General features: G+C 62.5%; 20 protein-coding genes. 11 read left to right on the top strand and 9 right to left on the bottom strand.

What is annotated here, in order from left to right:
• Positions 1 to 186 precede the first annotated feature (186 nt).
• Genes KX928_RS23605 through KX928_RS23625 form a run of 5 tightly spaced genes read left to right on the top strand, consistent with a single transcriptional unit; the run spans position 187 to position 5,250 of the window.
• The gene (locus KX928_RS23605; RefSeq protein ID WP_219507984.1) at positions 187 to 957 is read left to right on the top strand and encodes a WecB/TagA/CpsF family glycosyltransferase; all 771 of its coding nucleotides are present in this window, start codon (positions 187 to 189) and stop codon (positions 955 to 957) included.
• A 4-nt stretch (positions 958 to 961) separates the two neighbouring features.
• On the top strand, positions 962 to 2,482 hold the full coding sequence (locus KX928_RS23610) for a hypothetical protein (RefSeq protein WP_219507986.1): 1,521 nt from the start codon (positions 962 to 964) through the stop codon (positions 2,480 to 2,482).
• A gap of 1 nt (position 2,483) precedes the next feature.
• Entirely contained in the window at positions 2,484 to 3,452 is a 969-nt protein-coding gene (locus KX928_RS23615) for a glycosyltransferase family 2 protein (RefSeq protein WP_219507987.1), read from the top strand.
• The gene (locus tag KX928_RS23620) at positions 3,449 to 4,300 is read left to right on the top strand and encodes a sulfotransferase family protein (RefSeq protein WP_219507989.1); all 852 of its coding nucleotides are present in this window, start codon (positions 3,449 to 3,451) and stop codon (positions 4,298 to 4,300) included. The genes KX928_RS23615 and KX928_RS23620 overlap by 4 nt, the downstream gene beginning before the upstream one ends.
• Entirely contained in the window at positions 4,297 to 5,250 is a 954-nt protein-coding gene (locus KX928_RS23625) for a glycosyltransferase family 2 protein (protein ID WP_219507991.1), read from the top strand. Before KX928_RS23620 ends, KX928_RS23625 begins: the two co-directional genes overlap by 4 nt.
• Before the next feature lie 18 nt (positions 5,251 to 5,268).
• Here KX928_RS23625 and KX928_RS23630 read toward each other — a convergent pair whose 3' ends face one another.
• The 3 genes from KX928_RS23630 to KX928_RS23640 all read right to left on the bottom strand — a co-directional run bounded on the left by KX928_RS23630 (position 5,269) and on the right by KX928_RS23640 (position 7,804).
• Positions 5,269 to 6,627 carry an oligosaccharide flippase family protein gene (locus KX928_RS23630; RefSeq protein ID WP_308342434.1) on the bottom strand — a complete coding sequence of 453 codons (1,359 nt, stop codon included), beginning with the start codon at positions 6,625 to 6,627 and terminating at the stop codon, positions 5,269 to 5,271.
• Positions 6,624 to 7,445, bottom strand: a complete 822-nt coding sequence (locus KX928_RS23635; protein ID WP_219507993.1) for a hypothetical protein — start codon at positions 7,443 to 7,445, stop codon at positions 6,624 to 6,626. The genes KX928_RS23630 and KX928_RS23635 overlap by 4 nt, the downstream gene beginning before the upstream one ends.
• Before the next feature lie 128 nt (positions 7,446 to 7,573).
• Positions 7,574 to 7,804 (bottom strand): hypothetical protein, encoded by a 231-nt coding sequence (locus KX928_RS23640; RefSeq protein WP_219508004.1) that lies wholly within the window; start codon positions 7,802 to 7,804, stop codon positions 7,574 to 7,576.
• On the opposite strand from KX928_RS23640, the gene KX928_RS23645 reads away from it, so the two are divergent.
• Positions 7,784 to 8,875, top strand: a complete 1,092-nt coding sequence (locus tag KX928_RS23645) for a glycosyltransferase family 4 protein (protein ID WP_219508006.1) — start codon at positions 7,784 to 7,786, stop codon at positions 8,873 to 8,875. The two genes, KX928_RS23640 and KX928_RS23645, sit on opposite strands and share 21 nt — an antisense overlap.
• Here the strand turns inward: KX928_RS23645 and KX928_RS23650 are convergent.
• Genes KX928_RS23650 through KX928_RS23660 form a run of 3 tightly spaced genes read right to left on the bottom strand, consistent with a single transcriptional unit; the run spans position 8,872 to position 12,557 of the window.
• Positions 8,872 to 10,143 (bottom strand): glycosyltransferase family 4 protein, encoded by a 1,272-nt coding sequence (locus KX928_RS23650; RefSeq protein ID WP_219508008.1) that lies wholly within the window; start codon positions 10,141 to 10,143, stop codon positions 8,872 to 8,874. The two genes, KX928_RS23645 and KX928_RS23650, sit on opposite strands and share 4 nt — an antisense overlap.
• Positions 10,144 to 10,149: 6 nt before the next feature.
• Positions 10,150 to 11,460, bottom strand: coding sequence for a Gfo/Idh/MocA family protein (locus KX928_RS23655; protein ID WP_219508010.1), 1,311 nt, complete (start codon positions 11,458 to 11,460; stop codon positions 10,150 to 10,152).
• Between the two features lie 2 nt (positions 11,461 to 11,462).
• Complete coding sequence (locus KX928_RS23660) at positions 11,463 to 12,557, bottom strand: Gfo/Idh/MocA family protein (protein WP_219508012.1); 1,095 nt, start codon at positions 12,555 to 12,557, stop codon at positions 11,463 to 11,465.
• 155 nt (positions 12,558 to 12,712) lie between these two features.
• Here KX928_RS23660 and KX928_RS23665 point away from each other — a divergent pair, with 155 nt between their 5' ends.
• Positions 12,713 to 13,435, top strand: coding sequence for a hypothetical protein (locus KX928_RS23665; RefSeq protein ID WP_219508014.1), 723 nt, complete (start codon positions 12,713 to 12,715; stop codon positions 13,433 to 13,435).
• A gap of 36 nt (positions 13,436 to 13,471) precedes the next feature.
• On the opposite strand, the gene KX928_RS23670 is transcribed toward KX928_RS23665, so the two are convergent.
• Positions 13,472 to 14,557 carry a glycosyltransferase family 4 protein gene (locus KX928_RS23670; protein WP_219508016.1) on the bottom strand — a complete coding sequence of 362 codons (1,086 nt, stop codon included), beginning with the start codon at positions 14,555 to 14,557 and terminating at the stop codon, positions 13,472 to 13,474.
• Between the two features lie 309 nt (positions 14,558 to 14,866).
• On the opposite strand from KX928_RS23670, the gene KX928_RS23675 reads away from it, so the two are divergent.
• From KX928_RS23675 to KX928_RS23685, 3 genes are all read left to right on the top strand, one after another.
• Positions 14,867 to 16,030, top strand: a complete 1,164-nt coding sequence (locus KX928_RS23675; protein ID WP_219508018.1) for a glycosyltransferase family 61 protein — start codon at positions 14,867 to 14,869, stop codon at positions 16,028 to 16,030.
• A 131-nt stretch (positions 16,031 to 16,161) separates the two neighbouring features.
• Positions 16,162 to 17,775, top strand: a complete 1,614-nt coding sequence (locus KX928_RS23680; RefSeq protein ID WP_219508020.1) for a hypothetical protein — start codon at positions 16,162 to 16,164, stop codon at positions 17,773 to 17,775.
• Between the two features lie 96 nt (positions 17,776 to 17,871).
• Positions 17,872 to 18,867, top strand: a complete 996-nt coding sequence (locus KX928_RS23685) for a glycosyltransferase family 2 protein (RefSeq protein WP_219508022.1) — start codon at positions 17,872 to 17,874, stop codon at positions 18,865 to 18,867.
• Positions 18,868 to 18,873: 6 nt separating this feature from the next.
• Here the strand turns inward: KX928_RS23685 and KX928_RS23690 are convergent, their stop codons facing one another.
• Positions 18,874 to 19,839, bottom strand: a complete 966-nt coding sequence (locus KX928_RS23690) for a lysylphosphatidylglycerol synthase domain-containing protein (protein ID WP_219508025.1) — start codon at positions 19,837 to 19,839, stop codon at positions 18,874 to 18,876.
• Positions 19,836 to 20,678, bottom strand: a complete 843-nt coding sequence (locus KX928_RS23695) for a sulfotransferase family protein (RefSeq protein ID WP_219508027.1) — start codon at positions 20,676 to 20,678, stop codon at positions 19,836 to 19,838. Before KX928_RS23695 ends, KX928_RS23690 begins: the two co-directional genes overlap by 4 nt.
• A gap of 245 nt (positions 20,679 to 20,923) precedes the next feature.
• Between KX928_RS23695 and KX928_RS23700 the strand changes: the two genes are divergently transcribed.
• Complete coding sequence (locus KX928_RS23700) at positions 20,924 to 22,336, top strand: mannose-1-phosphate guanylyltransferase/mannose-6-phosphate isomerase (RefSeq protein WP_219508029.1); 1,413 nt, start codon at positions 20,924 to 20,926, stop codon at positions 22,334 to 22,336.
• The last annotated feature ends 3 nt before the right edge of the window (positions 22,337 to 22,339 follow it).

The raw sequence follows: 22,339 nt of genomic DNA on the forward strand, positions 1-22,339 counted from the left end.
TTAAAATTCTAGATATGTATCGTACGATGGCGTTGCGGGGCGTGAGCATGCCTGCTTCTGCTGTCGGAAACCCGGGAAGGCCGGCACCCGCCGAAATCTTTTTATATCCTTGGTCTGGCCATGATTTGGTAAGACAACCCCAGGATAATTTTGTATGTGGTTTGAAGAGTTTCACCGGAGTCAGCGATGCCCTTGCCCAGCACCCAAAAGGCCGTCCGGGTCAATGTCGCCTCCCGCGATCTGTTGCTGGAGGACATCGCCGCGCATCTGCAGGCGGGGCGTGGCTTCACCGTGGCAACGCTCAATCTGGATCATGTCACGAAGCTGCGGAAATCCGCGGATTTCCGGCAGGCGTATCTGCACCACAGCCATGTTACGGCGGATGGCAATCCGATTGTCTGGTTTTCCCGGCTTGCGGGACATGAGGTGGATCTGGTGCCCGGCTCGGAGCTGATTGACCCCTTGGCCGGGCTTGCCGCGCGCCACAACGCGCCGGTCGCCGTGCTGGGCGCCACCGAACCCTCGCTAAAAGCGGCGACAGATGTGCTGCGGGCCCGCTATCCCGACCTGCAGGTGGCAGCCTTGATTGCCCCGCCGATGGGGTTCGATCCAACCGGTGCCGGGGCGCAGGACTGTATCGAGACGCTGGAGCGGTCAGGGGCGCGTCTCTGTTTTCTGGCCCTGGGTGCGCCGAAACAGGAGATCTTTGCCGCCCATGCCAGCGCGGCACTGCCCGGTATGGGCTTCATATCCATCGGCGCCGGGCTTGACTTCATCTCGGGACAGCAGCAGCGCGCCCCAAGGATCGTCCGGCGGCTGGCCGGGGAGTGGCTGTGGCGGCTGGCGCTGAACCCGCGGCGGCTGGCGCGGCGCTACGGGGCCTGTATCGCGATCCTGCCCGGCCTGTTGCACCGGGCCATTCGGGCGCGTTCCGGCAAAACCGCGCTTTGGGAGTGACCCGATGCCACCCCTGATAACAATCCTGATGTGGCCCCTGGCGGTTCTGATGCTGTTCAGGCGGTTCGACCTGCCGGTCGCCCTATGCTGTTCGATCATTCTGGGATATCTGTTTCTGCCAGAAAAAGTGCAGCTCAACCTGCCCTTGTTTCCCGCGATCGATAAGCATTTCATGCCAAGCGTGGCCGCGCTTTTCATGGTGCTTCTGCTCCTGCGGAAAAACGCAGCCGATGCACGGCACCCGGGCCGGGCTGTGGAGATTTCAATGCTCCCGGGATGGCTTCCCCGGCACCCCATCACACGCATCCTGCTGCTGGGGCTTTTCGCAAGCGCCTTTATGACCGTGCTCTTTAATGGCGATAATCTGAATTACGGCGGAACCCGCCTGCCGGGCATAGGTCAGCACGAGGCCCTGTCCACGCTGGTCAAGACATTGATCGAAATGCTGCCGCTGCTTCTGGCCCGCAAGTTCCTCGCAACGGAACAGGGACATCGCACCCTGTTAAAGGTGTTCTGCATCATCGGGCTGATCTATTCCCTGCTGGCGCTTTACGAAATCCGGATGTCTCCGCAGCTCAACGTGATGGTGTACGGTTTTTTCCCCCATTCCTGGCAACAGCACATCCGGGGCGACGGGTTTCGTCCTCTGGTCTTTTTGAAACACGGGCTCTGGCTGGGCATCTTCATGTCCGGGGCCGTGCTGGCCGCTGCCGCCAGTTTCCGCCTGGCCCCGGCGGCGCACAAGACGGCCTTTGCGGTTGCAACGCTCTGGCTTCTGGTCACGCTTTTGCTGTCAAAGACATTTGGCGCCCTGGCCATCACGCTGCTGCTGTTGCCGGTCGTTCTGCTGCTGACAGTGCGCCTGCAGCTGATCTGTGCGGCATTGATCGGGGGGGCTATCCTTGTCTACCCGGCTTTGAGAGGGGCTAATCTGGTCCCGGTCCAAACGGTTGTCGAACTGGCCCGGAGCATAGATCCCAACCGCGCAAGCTCCCTGCAATACCGTCTCAATAACGAAGACATTCTGTTGGCGAAGGCCAACGAAAGGCCCCTGTTCGGGTGGGGCTGGGGGCGCAACCGCGCCTATGATGCGGAAACCGGCAGGAGCATTTCCACCACGGATGGCAAATGGGTCATCCTGATCGGCACCGAGGGGTGGCTGGGATACCTTTGCCGCTACGGCCTGATGACCGTGCCGATCATGTTGATGGCCCTGCGAAAACGAAAATACGAGGTGACCGCGGCCACATCGATGTTGGCGCTGGTGCTGGCGGGAAACCTGATCGACCTTATCCCCAATGCCGGGCTGACCGTTGTGACCTGGCTGATGGCCGGGGCGCTTCTGGGCCGGCTGGAAATCCAGACGGCAACCGAACCGGAGGTCGCAAAGACCCAGCCTTTGGAACAGGTGGTGCGCCGACACCGCTATAGCCGCGGGCGCGCGCAGCCTGCCAAGACCCCCCAGACCCCCCGATACAGCCGCGCGGCTCCCAGGGCCGGGACATCAAAGAAATCTGACACCTGATATGCCGCATAAAATTGCTGTTTCGATTATCAATTTCCGCACCGCCGAGATGACGCTGAACTGCGTGCAGTCGGTCCTTGACGACATGGCCGGTCTCGACGGGCATATCGTCGTGGTGGACAACCTGTCCCAGGACGGATCGGCGGAAAAGATCGCCGACTGGATTGCCGCACAGCCGGATGATCTGCCCGTGAGCCTGGTGGTGTCCGAAACCAACTCGGGGTTTTCGGGCGGGCATAATCAGGGGTTTGCCGCCGTCGAGGCTGATTTCTACCTGGTGCTGAATTCCGATGCGGTCCTGCAGCCGGGGTTCCTGCGCACCCTTCTGGAGGCTGCCGGTCAACACCCCGACAAAGGTCTTTTTGCGCCCCGGATCGACTATGAGGACGGGGGTATCCAGGACAGTTGTTTCCGCTTTCCCAGCCCGGCAAGCGAGCTGATCCGCAGCGCCCGCTTCAGCGTGGTGACGCGGCTTCTCAAACACCGCGAGGTCTCCCTCGGCGCCACGCCCGCCCCGGATCAGATCGACTGGGCGAGCTTTGCCTGCATCATGCTGCGGGGTGCGATGATCAAGGCGCTTGGCCCCATGGACGAAGGCTATTTCATGTATTTTGAAGACGCCGAATACTGCCTGCGCGCGCGCCGGGCGGGATGGGGCATCCTGCAGGTGCCGCAGGCCGTTGTCGTGCATTTTCGCGGCGGCTCCGGCCCGGTCAAATCGCTCAAAAGCGCGCGGGCGCGGATGCCACGCTATTTTTACAGCTCGCGCACACGGTTCTTCTATCAGGCGCATGGCTGGGGCGGGATGGTTGCGGCCAACCTGATGTGGCACCTGGGGCGTCTCATCAAGAACACCACGCGGCTGGCCGGGCGCAGCGTCAGACCCATGACCGCCGCGGAAGGGCGCGACATCTGGACCAATGTCACCCGCCCGCTTGGACCACGTTACGCACCGGGTGACGAGCAATGAGCGCCGCCGGGCGCCCCGATTTCCTGATCATCGGTGCGATGAAATCAGGCACCACAACCCTGCAGACCCAATTGGCGGCCCAGGACGGCGTGTTCATGACCACGCCGAAAGAGCCTAATTTCTTTTCCGATGACGATGTCTACGCCAGGGGCGCGGGCTGGTACCACAGCCTGTTTGACGCCGCGGCGCCAGGGGATCTGAAGGGCGAGGCCAGCACCCATTACACCAAACTGCCCACCTATCCGCAGACTGTCCCGCGCATGGCCGCCATGCTGGAGGCCCCCCGGCTGATCTACGTGATCCGCGATCCGGTGGCGCGCGCGGTCTCGCATTATATTCACGAATGGAGCGAAGGACGGATGGACCGTGACCCGGTGGCGGCCTTTGCGACCCACGCCGAGCTGGTGGAGTACGGGCGTTACCCGCGCCAGCTGGCGCCCTTCATTGCCGAGTTCGGGTTGCCAAGCATTTATCTGACCAGTCTTGAGCAGCTGAAAACCGACCCCGAGGGGGAATTGCGCCGCATCGGGGATCATCTGGGGGCAGGGCCTTTTGTCTGGGATCATGGGATCGGGGCGCAGAATGTCTCTGCCGAGCGGGTGCGCCGCTTGCCCCTGCAGGGGCTTTTGGTGGACAACCCGCTGGCCACGATGCTGCGCCGCACGCTGGTGCCGAAATCGGTGCGCACCCGCATCCGGCTGGCGCGCACGCATGGTGACCGCCCGGCGCTGCCTGCGGATCTGCGGCACCGGCTGGAACGGACATTCACGCCGGACCGCACAGCGCTGGCAGAGCTTTTTCCCGACCATCCGGCCCTTGATGCCTGTTACGGGTTTGCCACCGCATGAGCGTTGGCGCCATCATCATCGGGCGCAACGAAGGCGACCGGCTGATCCGGGGGTTGGCGGCGCTGGGGGAAGATGTCTCCCCGGTGATCTACGTGGATTCCGGTTCTGACGATGGCAGTGTCGCGGCGGCAGAGGCGGCCGGGGCGCAGGTGGTGCTACTGGATACAGACCGCCCCTTCACCGCGGCCCGGGCCCGCAACGCCGGGATACAGGCGCTTGTGGCTCAGACCCCGCCGCCCGATCTGGTGCAATTCATCGATGGCGATTGCGAATTGCGTGCCGGCTGGATCGAGACCGCAACGGGTTTTCTGGCCGATCATCCAAAGGTGGCGGCGGTATGCGGTCGCCGGCGGGAGCGTTTCCCCGAGGCATCGGTCTACAACCGGCTGATTGATCTGGAATGGGACACGCCCTGCGGCGAGACGCGGGCCTGTGGCGGGGACGTGCTGATGCGTCTGTCTGCGCTTCGGCAGGTTGGGGGGTACAATCCCGACCTGATTGCCGGGGAGGAGCCTGAGCTTTGCGTGCGCCTGCGCAAGGCCGGGTGGCAGATCTGGCGGCTGGAGGCGGAGATGACCTGGCATGACGCCGCCCTCACGCGCTTTTCGCAATGGTGGAAACGCGCCCGCCGTGCCGGGCATGCCTATGCCGAAGGGGCCGCGTTGCACGGTGCGCCGCCCGAACGGCATAACGTTGCCCAGACCCGCCGCGCCCTGATCTGGGGAATGGCCTTGCCGCTCGCGGTTGCCGCGGGTGTCTTGGTGACCCCCTGGGCACTGCCGCTGGTGTTGTTGTGGCCGCTGCAATGGGGGCGGCTGACACAGCGGTCCGGCGATCCCGTGCAAGCGCTGTTCCTGACCCTGAGCAAAACCCCCGAAGCCCTGGGGGTGCTGGAATTTCACATGCACCGCCTGCGCGGGCGCAAAGCGGCCCTGATCGAGTACAAGTAGCCCTTTCGGGCCAGCATATCAGGAGATCAGCCTCACCACCTCGTCCCAATGCAGCCAGCAGGCGCCGCCGGTGACCAAAAATCCGGTGCCCAGCAATACGCAGTCGCCCCATCCGTCATGGCCCTGGGCGCGGCGCAGGTATTTCATCCGCATCGGGTGGGTCGCAAAAAGTGCCAGCGCCGGGGCCAGCAACACACCGAAGATGCCAAACCAGATCACGCCGGCGAACATCAGGGCTGTTTGCACGATTGCCGTCATCAGGTTGATCCGGAAGAAATTCTTCGCATCCCCCGCGGCCAGCAAGAGCGCGCCATAGCTGGTGATCACGATTTGCGGCACCAGCGTAAAGCTGAGCATCACGACAATGGGCCCGGCAAGGCTGTAGCGTGGATCATACATCAGATCGACAAGATAAACCCCTGAATAAGCCATGATCGCGGCCCCCAGCAGGCAGGCGCCGCTGACCATGCGCCGGGCTTTGAAAACCTTGGCCCGGTTCTTTGGGCCTTCAGCGACAGGCGCCACCCGGTAGAGCGGGAAGATCACATTGGAATTGACCGCCCGGCTGAGCAGGAACGGCACGGAACCCAGGAAATATCCGATGTTGTAGACCCCCATATCGGCCAGCGAGATGTAGCCGCCCAGAATGGCCTTGTCGCCCTGGTTGATCAGAAAGGTGACAGCGGTGCTGAGAAAGACAAACTTGCCAAAGGAGAAGAGCTCGTCAAAAGCTGCGCGCTCGAACCGCAGGCGGTTGCGGATGCCCGGCAAGGTCAGGTGCTGCAGGATGACGGTGGCGCCGGTGTTGACCAGCCCGCCAATCACCAGCGCCCAGACCGATTGCAGCCACCAGGCCATCACCACCATAAGCGTGATCCCCAGCACCTGTGTGCCGATATTGATCATCGTGACCCGGCCCAGGGTCATGTTGCGGTTGGCGGTGGCGACACTGGTGGGCGCGAAGCCATTGATCAGCATGTTCAGCCCGGCCACGGGCAGCAGCTGGGCCAGCATGGGCGCCCCGTAGATCTGGGCCGCGGGCCAGGCCAGCGCACAGGTTCCCAGCCACAGAATCGCGCCGCGCAGGATCTGCAGGGTCCAGGCGGTATTGAGGAAATCCGGATCATCGCCACGCTCGCTGCGGATGATCGAGGTCTTCAGCCCGGTGTCGGAAAACATCTTGAGCCCGGTGGTGAAGACCTGCACCAGCGCCATCAGGCCGAAAGCTTCGGGAAACAGCAGCCGGGTGAGGATCAGGTTCGACAGCAGGCGCAGCAGGTTGCCGCTGCCGAAATTGAGCACCGTCAGCCCGGCTCCGCGGCTGAACCGGGCCCGAACGCCATCCCCGGACAGAAGGCGTGACAGCTTCTTCTTCACGCTGGCATCTCCTGTCGCCCATCCTGCTTGTCCGGATCGGTTGCGCGCAAAGCCTCCTGATAGAGTTTCTTATCTTCACCGTAGTAGTCCTGCACAAAGGCCGTGACTTCGGACATGTTCAGCAGCGTGTCATTCAATGCCGCGACACCCCTGGTGGTGAACAACCTGAAGCCCAGATCCCGGACGCTTGCATAGGTCTTGACGGGCAAGAGTTTCTGGGCGGTTTCCTTGAGGCTTTTGAGCGGGCGGCTGATCAGGGGGAAGCGGTAGGTCACCGTGGGGTTCCAGACCGTATCGCGGATCAGATCAAACCCGTGTTGTGTCTCTATCCTGTCAAAAAGCGCCTCCATCCGGGTCATCGGGTAGACGTGATCGATGATCTTCTCACCCTGCAGAAAAACGTAACCCGCCTGCCGCAGAAAGATCGTATGCCGCATTTCGGGCGCGGCCCCGCTGGCGGAGAGTTCTGCAATAACCGCCAGGGTGCGTTTGCGGATCTCCGCGGCGGACATCTCGGCGGGATTCTGGTCGTCCCGGCGCAGATATTGCGCCATGGACGAGATGAACCGCTCCATCGGTGCACGCGCAATCGCGTAGGAGGTCACGGCCCGCAGCGCCTCGAAATCCTGCGGGAAATGCGCCGCCAGTACCGCAAGCGGCAGATGGTTGGCATTCACCTTGCCCAGCTCCGGGATCGTCATCGTGTGATAGAATTTACCCTGCGCATCATCCTTGTCGCGCAATTGCTGGCGGATCGTGGACCCTGCACATTTGGGAATATGCACGAAGCCGAAATCATGGGCCTTGTTGATAATCATTTTTGCACTTCTTTCCCTGCCGGCGGCTGCTCGCGTTCTGCCCGGGGTGACGTGGAAGTCAAGAAAAGCTGCCGGTATGGCAATTTTATGGAAGGGGCCTTTTTTCGGCTGTAGTCATCTGGATATTTTCAAGATAAATCAAGGCCAGTCTGCAGGATGGCTGTACGGTAGGCCGGTATCTGGGGGATTGAGAGCACATTATACAGGCAGGGGATCGGCGGGATCATCATGAGGTTCCTGAAATCTGCCCAAAGGGCTTTTCGTAAATGAATATCTTGTTTCTTCAGCACGGAAATTTTGCTGAAGCATATCAGCGTTTTGAACAGGGCGGGGTCGAAATGTACCGCGACCAGCGTCATTCGGTGGATGCTGTCGCCGCGCTGGCGCCGACACACAGCATCACGGTGGTGGCGATCCACAAGCAAAAACACGATCTTGTCCTGGCCCCCGGCCTGCATTCCATCGCGGCACCGCGGGCGGCGTTTACTGAGGCTTTCATCGCGGATCTCTTCCGCCGGGTCCGGCCCGATCTTTTCATTTGCCGGACCCCCTTTGTGGAAGTGCTGGCCCATGCCAAGAAAAACAGCGTCAGAACATTGCCGGTCTTTGCGGATATTTTTGAGAATACCAATCTGCGCATGCTGGTTCAGAACCTGCGCCTGAGGCAGGTCCTGACCGGCGCGCATATCTCCTGCGTGTCCAACCACAGTCTCAATGCATCCCGTTCCATGGCCCGCGCCCTGTTCTATCCCGCCCGCAGGATCCTGCCCTGGGACTGGCGGCGGATCGAAGCGGTAGAGCCCCCCAAATCCGCTCTGGCCCGACCAGATCAGCCAAGGGCGTTTTTTGCAGGCAAGCTGACGCCGGACAAGGGCGTGGATGACTGTCTCGTGGCCCTCGGCAAGGTGCGAGCGGGCGGCCTCGATCTGTCGATCACCTTTGCAGGCCAGGGAGATCTCGACAGCTGGAAAACCCGGGCCGAAGCCCTTGGCGTGGCGGGGTCAGCGCATTTCATCGGCACAATCCCCAATACGGACGTCTCCACGCAGATGCGGGCGCATGACATTGTGCTTGTGCCATCGCGGCACAGCTATCCGGAGGGCATGCCCAACACGATCTACGAGGGGCTGGCGTCACGATCGCCCCTTGTCGTCTCCGATCACCCCGCGTTCCGGGGACGGATCACCGACGGGCAGGGATGCATGGTCTTTGCCGGGAGCAATCCGGAGTCTCTTGCGGCAACACTGAAGCAGCTATGCGGGGATCAGGCGCTTTATGCCCGACTGTCCGCCAATTCGGAAACGGCCCTGAACAGTCTGTATATCGGGATCGAGTGGAGCCATCTGATCACGCAGTTTATCGCGGACCCGGAGAATACCAGCAGATGGGCTGACCCCAACTCGCTCAAGGCGCTCGCATTGACCCGCTAATCGCGCGCGGGCGCAAGGGGATCGGGGCGGATATCGTCACCCGGCCCCTCGGCAAAGAGCCGGACCAGCCGGGCGGCTTCGATGCGGATGTCGAAATCCTCCGTCACGCGGGCCCGGCCGCGCGCGCCCATGCGTTGGCGCAGATCGGCATCGTCCGCAAGGGAGCGGATCCGCGCGGCGAGCGTTTCCACATCGCCGGGGGGCACCAGAAAGCCGCTTTCACCCTCCTCGACCAGCTCTCCGACCCCGGCCACCTGGGTGGCGATGACCGGCCTGGCGCTGGCAAAGGCTTCCATCAGCACGACCGGCACGCCTTCGGCAAAGCTGGGCAGCACAAAGATATCCGCCGCCTGCATCGCCCGGGCCACATCATCCTGCGACAGGTATCCGGTGAAGGTGACCGCATCGCCCAGGGGGGTGGCGGTTTCTTCCAGCCGGGCGCGGTCCGGTCCATCACCCACCAGCACAAGATGCAGCTGCGGCAGGTCGGGCAGCAAAAGATGCATCGCGTCGAGCAGCACCCGCAGCCCCTTGACCGGGGCCAGCCGCCCGACAAAGACCAGCCGGATTTCATCCGCGCGCCGCTCCGGCAGCGCCGGGGCGGGTTGCGCATAACGCTCCGGCGTGACCCCGCAATGGATGATGCGGATCTTGTGCCAATGCGACGGGTCACTGAAGAACATCAGCTGGCTGCGGGCGTAATGGCTGATGGTAGAGACGAATTTTGCCCGTGCGGTCTTGGCATCGATGCGCCAGCGGTAGGGCTCGAACAGGTCGGCCGGGCCATGCAGGGTAAAGCTGTAATCGATGTCCGTCAGTTCCGAGACCAGCATCGCCACCGTCGCACTGCCAAAGACAAAATGATTGTGCAGATGGGTGATTTTTTCGCGCTTGAGATGATGCGCCAGCACCGTGGCCTCAAGGAAGAAGATGATCTGATAGACCAGCGCCCGCAGCCCCGGGGCGCGGGTCTGCAGCGCCAGGCGCAGGGCGCGAAAATAACGTCCCGGCTGGCGCAGCAGATACATCTGCGCGGCCAGGAACTTCAGCGGGTTGCGCAATGTTTCCAACACGTGGAAGGTGCTGGCCGCGGCGGCTTTCTCGGCCCGGCCGGGGTGTTGTTCCGGCGGGGTGCGGCGGATCGAGCAGGTCTGCACCTCCATGCCAAGCGCGCGCAGCGCTTCAACCTCGCGCAGGATAAAGGTCAGCGAGACCTCGGGGTACTGGCCGGTCAGATAGGCGATACGGGGCAGGGCGGGGTGTGTCATCTGCCTCTACCCCCGGGTCTTCATCAGGCCCGCGATCAGGCGCGGAAGGGGTGCAAGGCCGCGCCAGCCCGTGTAATCGGGGGCCACCGCACGGGTCCGCGCGGGCAGGTCGACAGGATCAAACCGGGTTTCCAGCCGGTGGTTCGCGCCCTCCGGCCCCGCGCCCTGAATGGCCAGTGTCAGCTCGGTCAGGTGCAGGGTGAAATCGGCGGGCGGGAAATGCGCGCGCTGCGTGGTGATCGCATCGGCCAGTTCCGCCAGCCCGATGCATTTGTCCTGCTGGCCCCGCTGGTGACGCATCAGGCGCCTGATCCAGCTCTTGGGCGAGGCTGTCAGGGCTGGCAGGCGGGTGATCTCCGTGGCGCCCGGGGGCGGGCTTTCGGCCAGTGGCACCCGGCGCCCGCCGATGCCGAACAGGCTCTGTAAAAGGGAATTGTTGCGCATCGCCCGCAGGTTCTGAAGTTTCAGCGTGAAGGGCGCGAAAGCCTCCAGATAAACCGGGCAGGTGTAGTCGCGATAGGTATCGGCGCTGATCACCCCCGCGTTGCCGATGATCCGCATGCGGTGATCGGTGGGGGCTGCGATGGAACAGGTGATCCGCCCCACGACACCACTTTCGAAATCCAGCGCGGCCAGCGAGAAATCGGGGGTACCCGCAGGATCGAGCGGCAGGTCGGTCTTGTCGGGCAGGGTGACCTTGGAAAAGGCGGTGACCGACCGGACCGGGCCAAACAGCGCGCACATCCATGTCAGGTGATAGCCGATATGTTCCCAGGTGCAGCCCATCTCGTATTCATGCAGGTAAGGCCAGGGCGCGCCGGAGCGGGATTTCCATGTCTCGGGCTGCAGCAGGTAGACCGGGTTGTCGTCAAACTCCGCATAGACCATGCGCACATCGCCCACGGCCCCGTCTTCCACCGCTTTCCACAGGGTCTGCACCGTGGCGCTCAGCGCATTGGAGGGCGCGCAGGACAGGCGCAGCCCCTTCTCCGCCGCCAGATCCGCCAGCGCCCGCGCCTCACCCATATCGGTGACAAAGGGCTTTTCGGAATAGACATGTTTGCCCGCTTCCAGCGCCGCCTTCGTGATGGCCCCGTGCGATTCAATGGAGGTGAAATTGGCGATGATCGCGATGTCATCATCCGCCAGCATCGCCGCGGTGTCCTCGTAGACCCGCAGGCCGTAATAGTCGCTCACCTGCTGCGCGCGCGCAGCATTCCGGTCCGTGACCCCGGCAATCTTGATCCCGGGATGCAGGGGCAGGGTGGTCATGTAATGGTCGAACACGTAGCCGCAGCCGATGACGCCGATTTTCATAGTCACACTCCTGCGGCTTTCGGGGCGCGGGCCTCATCGATGATCTGCAGGATCTCGATACTTTCCGAGAGCGGCATCCTTATGTCCTGAATATGGCCTTCCGACACGGCCTGCATGACGGCCTGCGCTTCGTAGTGGTAGCCGTTTCCGTCAAAAGGAGCGCTGATCCGTGTCTGACCGCGCCCCGACAGGCGTCGCAGGCGCGACAGGAGGCCGGACAGCTGCAGGCCCCGGCGGCTTTCGCGAAACGCCTCGAACCTGCGCGGGCCGGTCGTGGCGGCCCCTGCCGGCACCGTGGGCACCAGCCGGGCCCCCGTGGGCCGCCAGATCGGGCCGTCGAGGTAAAGCGTTGCATCGGTGCCGTAGATCACCGCCCCGTCGGGCCCTGCCGCGCGCAGCGAAGACCGCAGGGTCGATATGGCCCCCGATGCATGCTGCACGATCAATGCCGTGTCTTCATCGACACCGGTCCCGCCAATCCGGGAGGTTGCCTGCGTGGTCCTGATTTCCCCCAGCAGATACCGGGCCAGAGACAGCGGATAAATCCCCCGGTGCAGCAAGGCACCGCCGCCCCGTTCAGGATCAAAAAGACTGCTGTCGAGGTCTGGTTTGTTCGCCCCCATGAAACGCGCCTCGAACCCGCGCAGCTCCCCCAGTTTGCCAGCGTCGATCACCCTGCGTACCGCTTCGGGCAGGGGCTGAAACCGCGTCCACATCGCCTCCATGCAGAAAACACCGGCCTCTTCGGCGGCGGCGGCAATACGCCGGGCCGCCGGTGCATCTGCGGCGATGGGTTTTTCGATCAGAACCGCTTTGCCCGCCGCGATCCCCAGCATCGCATGGGCTTCGTGCAGGGCAGGAGGGGTGGCGATGTAGATCGCGTCAACCTCGGCCCGGGCGGCAGCGGCATAATCCGGCGCAACCTCGGCAACGCCCAGGCCGGCGGCAAATCGGCGGGCATTTTCCGATGTGCGCGACGCCACGATACGGGCCTCTGCGGCGCCGCCGAGACAGCGCAGATCGAGGGTGAATTTACGGGCAACAGAACCGGTTCCGAAGATGGCCCAGCGAAAGGGTCTTCCCCGGTGTTGCACCATCAGAACATCCTCTTAACAACAAGCTTTCGTCAATATTGCCTGTTTATAGGATAAACATCATTGTTCAACTGTTGTGACGGCCCCAAAAGGTATATCGCGCCTGACGTTTCCCAAATCCGCTGCTATGGAAAGCAGGACCAAGAAAGAGGCTGGATATGGCTTTCAAAACGTCTGATCTGACGAATTTCATCGGGGCCCGGCTTTTGCCGTTCAACAATCCCCGCGTTGTCAGCCCCCCAGGTGTTTTGCGCCCCCGCGGGCGGCCCAATATCATCGTCGCCACCCCGATGCGCAGCGGCACCCATGTGCTGATCGACATGATCCTCAACAACATGCCCGCCTACCGCGGTCGCCCGCTTTACGTGGATCTCGATCAATGCTGGAAACAGGGCCGGAACGGGTCCGATCTGCTGGGCAAGGTCACCCCGGACGCAGGTTATGTGGTCAAGACACATGTCCCTTTCGGGCTGAATGAGGCCGTGGCGCAGGATCCGCGGGTGCTGCGCGTGCTGGAGGCGGGCATCGTGGTGACGGTGCGGCGCCCCCGGGCGGATGTCTGCCGGTCAATGGCGCGCTGGAATGAGGAAGAGCCGGGCAAACCGCTGACCCGCTACGAGGCATGGTACGATCAGTTCTGGGATTTCTGGCAGGGCTATGAGCAGACCGAGATCGCCTTTGAGGATCTTTTCCAGGCAGACAGGATGCAGGCCATTCTGGCCCGGCTTGGCACCGCGACCGGGACAGCCCCTGCCAGGACCTTCATCGGCCCGCCTGCCGGATCAGGCAAGCGGCGCATCTATGCCAACAAGGCGCTGACACGGCTGATCGGGCATGCCGCCCCCCGCATCGACACCACCATCCATACCCTCAAGGGCTGACCGGGTGGCTGAACGGCCCCTGACCCCCTGCGTGGCCTAGCCGGAGGCCGCCATCGCTTTTTCCAGGGCGGCTTCGAATTGCCGTGTCGCGGCAGACCAGCTGTATTTGCGCGCATCCGCCCAGGCGGCATCGGAGAGTTTCCGGCGCTTTTCCTCCGGCAGGGCGTAGAATTCGACAATCGCGGCGGCCATCGTCTCCGGGGCGAAATCATCCAGCAAGGCCCCGTTCCGTGCAGAGATAAGCTCCGGGGCTGCTGCTGCCGGCGTGGCGATGACGGGTGTCCCGACGGCGAGGGCTTCGAGTATCGGCAGGCCAAAACCTTCCTTGCGGGAAGGAAACAGCCAGAGATCGCAATCCGCGTAAATCCGGGGCACCTCCTCGTCGGAAGGGGCGCGGTGATGAATGCTTCCGGCAGGCAGCGCGATATCGCCGCGCACCGGGCTGAAACCAAACGACCGCGCGCGCAGCCCCGGCACCTCCCGTGCCGCAAGGCACAGGGCGGCGGCGGCGATATCGGTGCCTTTCTGGTAACTGCCCCGGGCCTGAAGCCCGACGGTCGGCGGATCCTGCGGCTGTCGCGCCGCCGCCGTGACCGAGGCGGCGAAAGCTTCCGCATCAATGCCGTTGGGCACGATTTCCAGCAGGGGAGGCGATGCGTGCTGACGGACCAGATCCGCAAGCCAGTTGCACAGGGTAATGACGTTCATTCCCAGTTGCCATGTCTCGATAAGGGGCTCCTGCGGGGTGCTTTCAGCGCCGTAATCCTGCACGAAATAGACCTTGGCGCCTTTCTCTTTCGGCAAGGCCGCCACGGGAGCGGCTGTCGTCCACCAGGTTGCAATCACAACATCCGCGTCCGGCACATCGGCGGCCCCGACCGCCCGGTCCGTCTCCAGCGTGATGACGTTCAGCCCGGTTTCGTGAAAGAATTCCGGTTTAAGGGGTCGGAAACGCCTTTTGGCAAACAGGTCTTTTATCTTGCGCAGCAGGGAACGTTTCCTGGAGCCCCTCAACACGAGCGTCACCTCGTGGCCCAGCTCCTGCAGTCCTTTGGCATGTTGCACGATGACCCGCATGCCGCCGTTGAGAAAGGGGCGCGGCAACACAAAAGTTATTCGCATGTCTTCGTCTCCATGTGTGACCCGCGATATGGCGGCCCCGCCTTCTTACCCCGGGCCCTCGGGGAAGCAACCAGGCATATCCGGCCTGTGTCATCACCTGTCCTGATCCGGGGTCCTGACACGCCTCCAGCCCGGTGTCGAGATGACCGGGGAAGGGGCGGATGACCGGCAAGCCACTTTACCGATGGACGGAGCAAGGATCAGGTGCCCCGGGAACCGACCGCCAGCAGATCCCCGATAGCTATTGAAAGGACTTGCCCGCAGACCGTATAGCGCAGGGCAGGCAGTTCTCTTACCGCAGGTGGCATCTTGAAACAGGTTCTTCGCAAAATGGTGCCCACCCTGGCACTGGTCGTGCCGCGCCTGTGGCAAAAGCTGGGACTGCGCAGGGCCTTTTTTGCCTGGTTCGAAAGAAAAGACTGCAGCCTGGGGCGGACGGGCGGCACGGGCCAGGAGACATCAGGGCTGATGCACGAAGAGCTCTTCACGCCGGATCACCCCATTCACAAGCCCGCCGGACCTGACGCCCAGGCCTATGCAGACTACCTCAGGATGACCGTGGCGGAAAAGGCCACCCGGGTGACCGGCACCCTGTGGACCCAGGACGCCCGCCTGTCCTATCCCACGGCGGTCCATACGACGGCACAGGGCATCGTGCTGGACAATTACCCGAGTAAATCGGTTCTGCATAATCCCAAATACGCGCTGCCACAGGCAGTGGTCGGTCTGCGCAAACCGGTGCAGCGCCATGCCAGCGGCTTCCTGATGCAGACAAGCTGGGCACATAATTTCTATCATTGGACCATCGATATGATCCCAAGGCTGGAAACGTTTCTGACCGATCCCACGCTGCGGGGCACCCCCATCGTGATGTCCGAACGCGCGCCGAAATTTGCCCGCAAGTCGCTGGACCTGATCGCCCCGAACCGGCCTGTGTTGTGGCTGCCTGACGGCGTGCACGCCTTTGAGACCCTGGCGATCCCGGCCAACCTGTCGACCTATGCGGTGGTATCGGCCCATGCCATGAAGTTTCTCAAGGACCGCTACCTGCCCGCGCTGCGCCGGGATCTGAAGGGGTTCACCCCACCGGGCAGGCGGGTCTACGTCTCCCGCGCGGATGCCGCCGTGCGGCGCATTCACAACGAGCCGCAGATCGAGGCGGAGCTGAAAGAGATGGGCTTCGTCTCTGTCGTGATGTCTGATTTCAGTATCGCAGAGCAGGCGGAGATTTTTGCACAGGCAGAATCTATTGTCTGTGCGCATGGGGCGGCGCTGGCCAATCTGGCTTTCTGTCAGCCCGACACGCGGGTGCTGGAAATCTTCCAGCAAGGCCACAGGAGCCGGGCCTATTATTCCATCTCGGGCTTGCTGGGGCTGCGCTACGGTTTTGTTCTGGGCCAGCCTGTCGGCAATGACATCCACGTGGACCCGCCTGTGCTGCGCGATGTGCTGGCGCAAATGGACCTGTGTTAACTCCCACACAGCCCGTCATTTTCTCCGGCCCGGGGCTTCACGCCATGCATGGTGTCTTGTAGGTCAGAAGGGCCCGGCCAAGTTGTTGTGGCGTCGTATTTTATCACTTCATTTAACCGCAGGGCCGTCTTGTGCAGAAGATTTCTTGGTTTCTTGGTTTCGGCCTGCTTGTCCCGTTCTATCTGGTCTTTGCCGTTGTGCCGGTTGTTTACGACACCAATCACATGGCGGATACCCTGTTTTCTGCCGACATCGGTTGGCGCATTCTGCAAGGTGCCGACCCGGTTCTTGATTTCGGCCATCACTACGCAGGGCTCTTTGGCGAATACATCGCCCTCGGTTTCAGCCTGTTCGGCCCCACGCTCAAGGCGCTCGATTATGCATCTTTGCTGATGGCCGGAACAGCCCTGATCCTGGGAGGGGTGATCTGCTACCGCCGCACGGGACTGTGGAGCTACCTGCTTTTTGCCATCTTCACGTCCGCCTGCATGCTGATGCGGGCCCCCATGGAAATCATTCCGGCCATTACCAAGCCGATGTCGGCCCACTCCTTTGTCTATAACCGGTTTGCCATGTCGCTGGGGCTTGCCGCGTTTTTCTATTGTTTCCTGGCAACGCCGAACAAGATACTTGAGGCCATCGCGGGGGCGGTCACCGGGGCGATCATCGTCATGTTGATGCTCCTGAAAACCTCCTTTGGTGTTATCCTGCCCGCAGTGCTGCTGGTGCTGCTGATCCAGGGCAGGATCTGGTCCGGCATCTGGGTTGCGGTCGGGGTCGTTATGGCCATGGGGCTGCTGGATCCGGGGTTTTCCAAATTCATCGGCTCTTCCAGATATGCGGCGGCCTCGGTGGGAGACAGGCTGACACCCACGGGGCTGATCTGGAAAACACTCGGATTACTGAGCAACCAGCCAACCGTTCTGGTGCTTGCGATTGCCAGCCTGATCCTCACACTGACCACGGCGGGCGTGGCATGGGTACCGGTTCTGATCACGACTCTGGCACTGGGTGCGGGCGCATTCGGCATGGCCCTGACCATGGGTGGCATGGGATCCATCGGTCATCAGTTCCTGGTGCTTGTCACCGCCCTGAGCCTGTGTCTGGCCGAAGTTGTCAGGCAAGCCGGGGCCGGCCCCCGCCACCCGGTGCGCATCATGGCGCTGGTGTTGATGGCAGCCTTTGCCGGCCCGCATCTGCTGAATACACTGGGAACAGGGGTGATCGCACTGAACAATCAATCCCGCGTCCTGTTCCCGGCAGGCCCGCTGGCTGGCTATTATGCCGAAGCGCGCCCGGGAAAAGACCTCTACCGGGTGATCAGCAAACCCAATGCTCCCGACCGGCTGGCGCAGCTGACCCGTGCGGCCACCATCCGCCGGGCAGAAGGCGCGCCGCTCGACACCGGTATCGAATACATCATGCTGGCGGACGGGTTTCACCAGCTGGCGCAGATGCCCGGGGCCGCGGAATACGGCATCGCGGCCGATACGCGGTTCTCCTTCAGCTTCGCCCTGGGGGCGCCGCCTGTTCTGGCCTACCCTCCGTGGCAATGGGATACCTCGCCCGAGTTTCAGGACCCCGAAACGCTGCGGGCCGATCTGGACATCGCGATGATCGCCCGCTTTGCGGAGGCTGAAAGCCCTTTGCGCCGGATCACGAAAGAACACTTCAAGCTATGCCGGAGATCGGCGTTGTGGGATATATACCTGCGAGACGGACTGGACCGGACATCATGCAACTGACCTGTGACATTCTCTTGCCCCAAAGCCGTCATAGCACCGTGAAATACAGTCTCTGTCGTGGCGGTTTCACCCCGCGGCCCAAGGAATGGATTTCCCATGAGTGACCCTTATCTTTCCGTCGTTGTCCCCTGCTATAACGAAGAGGCCGTGCTGGAAGAGCTGATCAAACGTGTCACCTCGGCGTTGCAGGACATCAACATCTCCTCCTACGAGATCGTTTTGGTGGATGACGGCTCCGGGGATGAAACGGCCCGGCTCATGCGCGCCGCCCATACCGCGGACCCGCGCGTCACCGGCGTGTTCCTGTCGCGCAACCATGGACATCAGCTGGCCCTGACCGCCGGGCTGAGCGTCTGCCGCGGTGCCCGTATCCTGATCATTGACGCCGATCTGCAGGATCCTCCCGAACTGCTGGGGCCGATGCTGGAAAAAATGGATCAGGGGTTCGACGTGGTCTACGGCAAGCGGATCAACCGTGCCGGCGAAAGTATCTTCAAAAAGGCATCGGCCAAGCTTTTTTACAGGTTTTTCCGCAAGCTCGTCGATCTCGACATGCCGCTGGATACCGGGGATTTCCGGCTGATGAGCCGCAAGGCGCTCAATGTCCTGCTGCAAATGCCCGAGCAGCACCGCTTTATCCGGGGCATGGTCTCGTGGATCGGTTTCCGGCAGGCGGCGCTGGAATACGAACGCGCCGAACGGTTTTCCGGCGAGACGAAATATCCGCTCAAGAAGATGCTGCTGTTTGCCGCCGATGCGATCACCGGGTTTTCGACGATCCCGCTGCGGCTCGCCACATGGCTGGGGTTTCTCTGTGCTCTTTCTTCGGTGCCGGTAGCCATATACGTGTTGCTGGGTTTCATGCGGGGGACAACGGTACAGGGCTGGACATCGGTCATGCTGATCGTGCTGATCCTCGGGGCGATCCAGCTGATCGTGATCGGGATCCTGGGGGAATATATCGGGCGGCTCTACATGCAGAGCAAGCAGCGTCCGCTTTTCGTCATCGATGAAGTCCTGCGCGATGAAGCGGATGATACCCTGGCCCCGCCGCAGACCTCCCCAACATCACAGGTCAGCAGCCTGCGATAGGCCGTCTCACGGCGTGGGGCCCGACCGGCGGGCGCGCAGCACTTGGGCGCCCCATGACAGCAGGCCAAGGCTGATCGCAATTGTCAGCCCGGTAGACTGGATCAGGATCGAGGCCAACAGCGCATCGACGGCCGAATGCCCCCAGGCCGTCATCACCGCCACCATGGCCGCCTGGAAACTGACCAGATTGCCGGGCGCCGCGGAGACGAGCGCAATCAGGTTGACGGCCCCTACACAGCCAAGCGCCAGCGCAACCGGCACCGGTGTGTCGAGAATGAGCGACAGGGCCGCCCAGAACCCCAGCGCCATCAGGGCCCAGATGGCCAGCGTCATGAGTACGATCGTCGCGTGCAACCGGGTATCGGACATGTAGTCAAAGCTGCGGATCAGCCGCTGTGCGGCCTCCCGGGCCACGGGCAGGCGCCCGGCCACCTGCATCAGCCGGGGGCGACCGAACCAAACCAGCAGATACCCCGCGATCAGCCCGGCCATCAGCAGGGTAACGGCCGCCGCACCGAACCCCTCAACCGCCACCGCGGCAATGCCCAGCGACAAGAAGACGACCAGCAGGATCAGATCGGTCCAGCGCTCCGCTGCCCAATTGCCCACGGCGGTAACCCCGGAGCCGCCCTGGCGCTGCACCCAGTGGGCGCGCACCCCTTCGCCCAGTCGGAAGGGCGTGACCGCCCCCAACATGAAAAGCCATGGGAAAGCGCGGATGATCCCGGACCAGCGCACCGGCACGCTGCGCCGGGTCAACACCCCGAACCGCAGCAGGCGCAGGACAAAAGCGGCAAAAAATGCCGCGCCGAAGGCTGCCACCGCAGGCCCGCCGCCCCGGGCAATCACTTCCGCCCATTCAGACCGGCTGGGCAGCCTGTCGAGCGAGGCATATAAAAAGAGACCCAACACGATCCAGATCGCCACATAGATGGCAATCCGGATGCCTTGGGGCAGGGAAGAACGGCTCATGTGCCCAGAATGGCCGAAACGCACTCGGGATGGGCGTGTACCCGCACCGGCCCGTCGGATTTCGCCATCAGGGCCTGCAGCGCCGCGTAAGCATGGCGCACATGGGCGGGGCTGTCTTCCAGCGATGCCATCTGGGTGCGTAACCTCAGATCGAAAGCACCCACCATGTCCTGAAACTGCGGCGCGCCGGTGGGAACCCCCATCAGATAGGCCAGCCGCTCGAAGGCACCACGCTGCGTTTGCGCGTCGAAAAAGGCGTCGAAATCGACAAAGGATACGTCACTGTCCTGCGGTAGCTGCGCGATGAACCCCCGGATATGATAGAGCCAGTAGCGGTGGCCAAAGGCCAGTGGCAGCCCTTCGCGCTGCTTCAGCGATCCTGCCACTGCGGCGGGGTTGCGAAAGCTGAAAAAGAGCCGCTCGACCGACCCCCGCGCCAGCCAGGACGACAGCGTCAGGCAGAACCGCGGATCCTTCACAAAGCTGTCTTTGTAGGTGTCGTGCAAACGGGTGATCTCCGCCTCGTAGGCGGTAGCGCGGGCATTGATGCGGGGTACCGGGGGAAACAGGAAATACTTCCACTTGCGCGCGGCAAAGCTGTTGAGCGCACGGGCCACGCCGCTTTCAGGCGCCTCCAGCCAGTAATCGATGCGTGCCCTGTCGCCGAGGATCATCCGGTTGTTGATGTCCACGACCTCGATGTTTTCGAAATATCCGTTCTGGTTCCACAGATCTGCCTTGAAAAGCAGCTCTTCCGGTCCGAAATCCGCCCCCAGCCGACTAAGCGCCTGCGACAGAAAGGACGTGCCGCTGCGATGCATGCCTGTGACAATATCCATAGGGTTTTCTCAACTTCGCAATAAAAGCAGCGTGCCACCAAAATTTATCCGGGTTTGGAATGCTTTGGGGGCATTGGCAACAAAAATATGCGGCGTTGCAAACCGGCACGACCCTGTTGGGTCGGACAATCGCGCGATGCTCAGACCTTTCCTTTGCCCGGTCCAATTGTTGCCGTATTGTCATCCAAAACAGTATGTGTTGGAAACAATCTCGCAAACGCACCATAGTAGGATAGGCGCCTGTCATGATTTACCCGGTTATTCTTTGCGGCGGCTCCGGCACGCGGCTGTGGCCTTCCTCGCGCAAGGCGTTTCCCAAGCAGTTCAGCAGGCTCATCGGCGAGGAAACCCTGTTTCAGGCGACCCTGAAAAGGTTCACGACGCCTGATTTCGCGGCTCCCGTGATCATGACCAATGCCGATTTCCGTTTCATCGTGATGGAGCAATGCGCCGATGTCGGGCTCACGGATGCGCGGGTGGTGATCGAACCGGCCCTGCGCAATACCGCCCCGGCGATCCTGACCGCCGCCCTGATGCTGGAAGACGACCCCGAGGCGATGATGCTGGTCGCCCCCTCCGATCACATCATGAGCGGGCTGGAAGATTTCCACGCCGCGATCCGCGCGGGCAGGGATGCTGCGGCCGCGGGTAACCTAGTGACCTTCGGGGTCACGCCGGACCGGCCCGAGACCGCTTACGGCTATCTGGAACTGGCGGCCCCCGCGACCGGCAACACCCCGGTAAAACTGAAAAGCTTCACCGAGAAGCCTGATTTAGAGACCGCAAAGGCCCTGGTGGACGGCAAGCTCCATCTGTGGAATGCCGGGCTCTTTTTGTGGCGCGTGCGCGATATCATCGCCGCCTTCGAGGCGCATGCCCCGGACATGATCGCGCCCTGCCGGCAGGCCATCGCGGAAAAGGAAGAGGATCTGGGGTTCACCCGTCTGGGTCCTGCGGGTTTCGAGGCGGTGCGCGCGGAATCGATCGATTACGCGGTGATGGAGCACGCAGATAACATCATGGCGGTGCCGCTGACCAATGGCTGGTCCGATCTGGGCAGCTGGGACGCGCTTTGGGCGGCGTCGACCCCCGATGCGGCCGGCATGGTGCAGCAGGGTGCCACCACCGCCGTGGGATGCGAAAACAGCTTCCTGCGCTCGGAAGACGACAACCTGCACCTGGTGGGCGTGGGGTTGCAGAACATCGTGGCCGTGGCGATGCGCGACGCGGTGCTGGTGGCGGACATGAGCGCGTCGCAGCAGGTCAAGGAGGCGGTGACCCTGCTGAAAGAGGCGCAGGTCGAACAGGCCACGGAGTATCCGCGCTTCTACCGGCCCTGGGGCTGGTACGAGACGCTCTGCCTCGGCAGCCGTTTCCAGGTCAAACGCATCATGGTGAAACCGGGCGGCGTGCTGAGCCTGCAAAGCCACGTGCACCGGTCCGAGCACTGGATCGTGGTGGCCGGCACGGCGGAGGTGACCGTCGGCGAAGAGGTCAAGCTGCTCACGGAAAACCAGTCCGTCTATATTCCGCTGGGGGCCGTGCACCGCATGGCCAACCCCGGGCAACTGCCGATGTACCTGATCGAAGTACAGACCGGCGCCTACCTTGGTGAAGATGACATCGTGCGCTACGAGGACATCTATAACCGGGGTTAGAGC

This window comes from Roseobacter insulae, assembly GCF_019375555.1.
GTDB lineage: Bacteria > Pseudomonadota > Alphaproteobacteria > Rhodobacterales > Rhodobacteraceae > Roseobacter > Roseobacter insulae.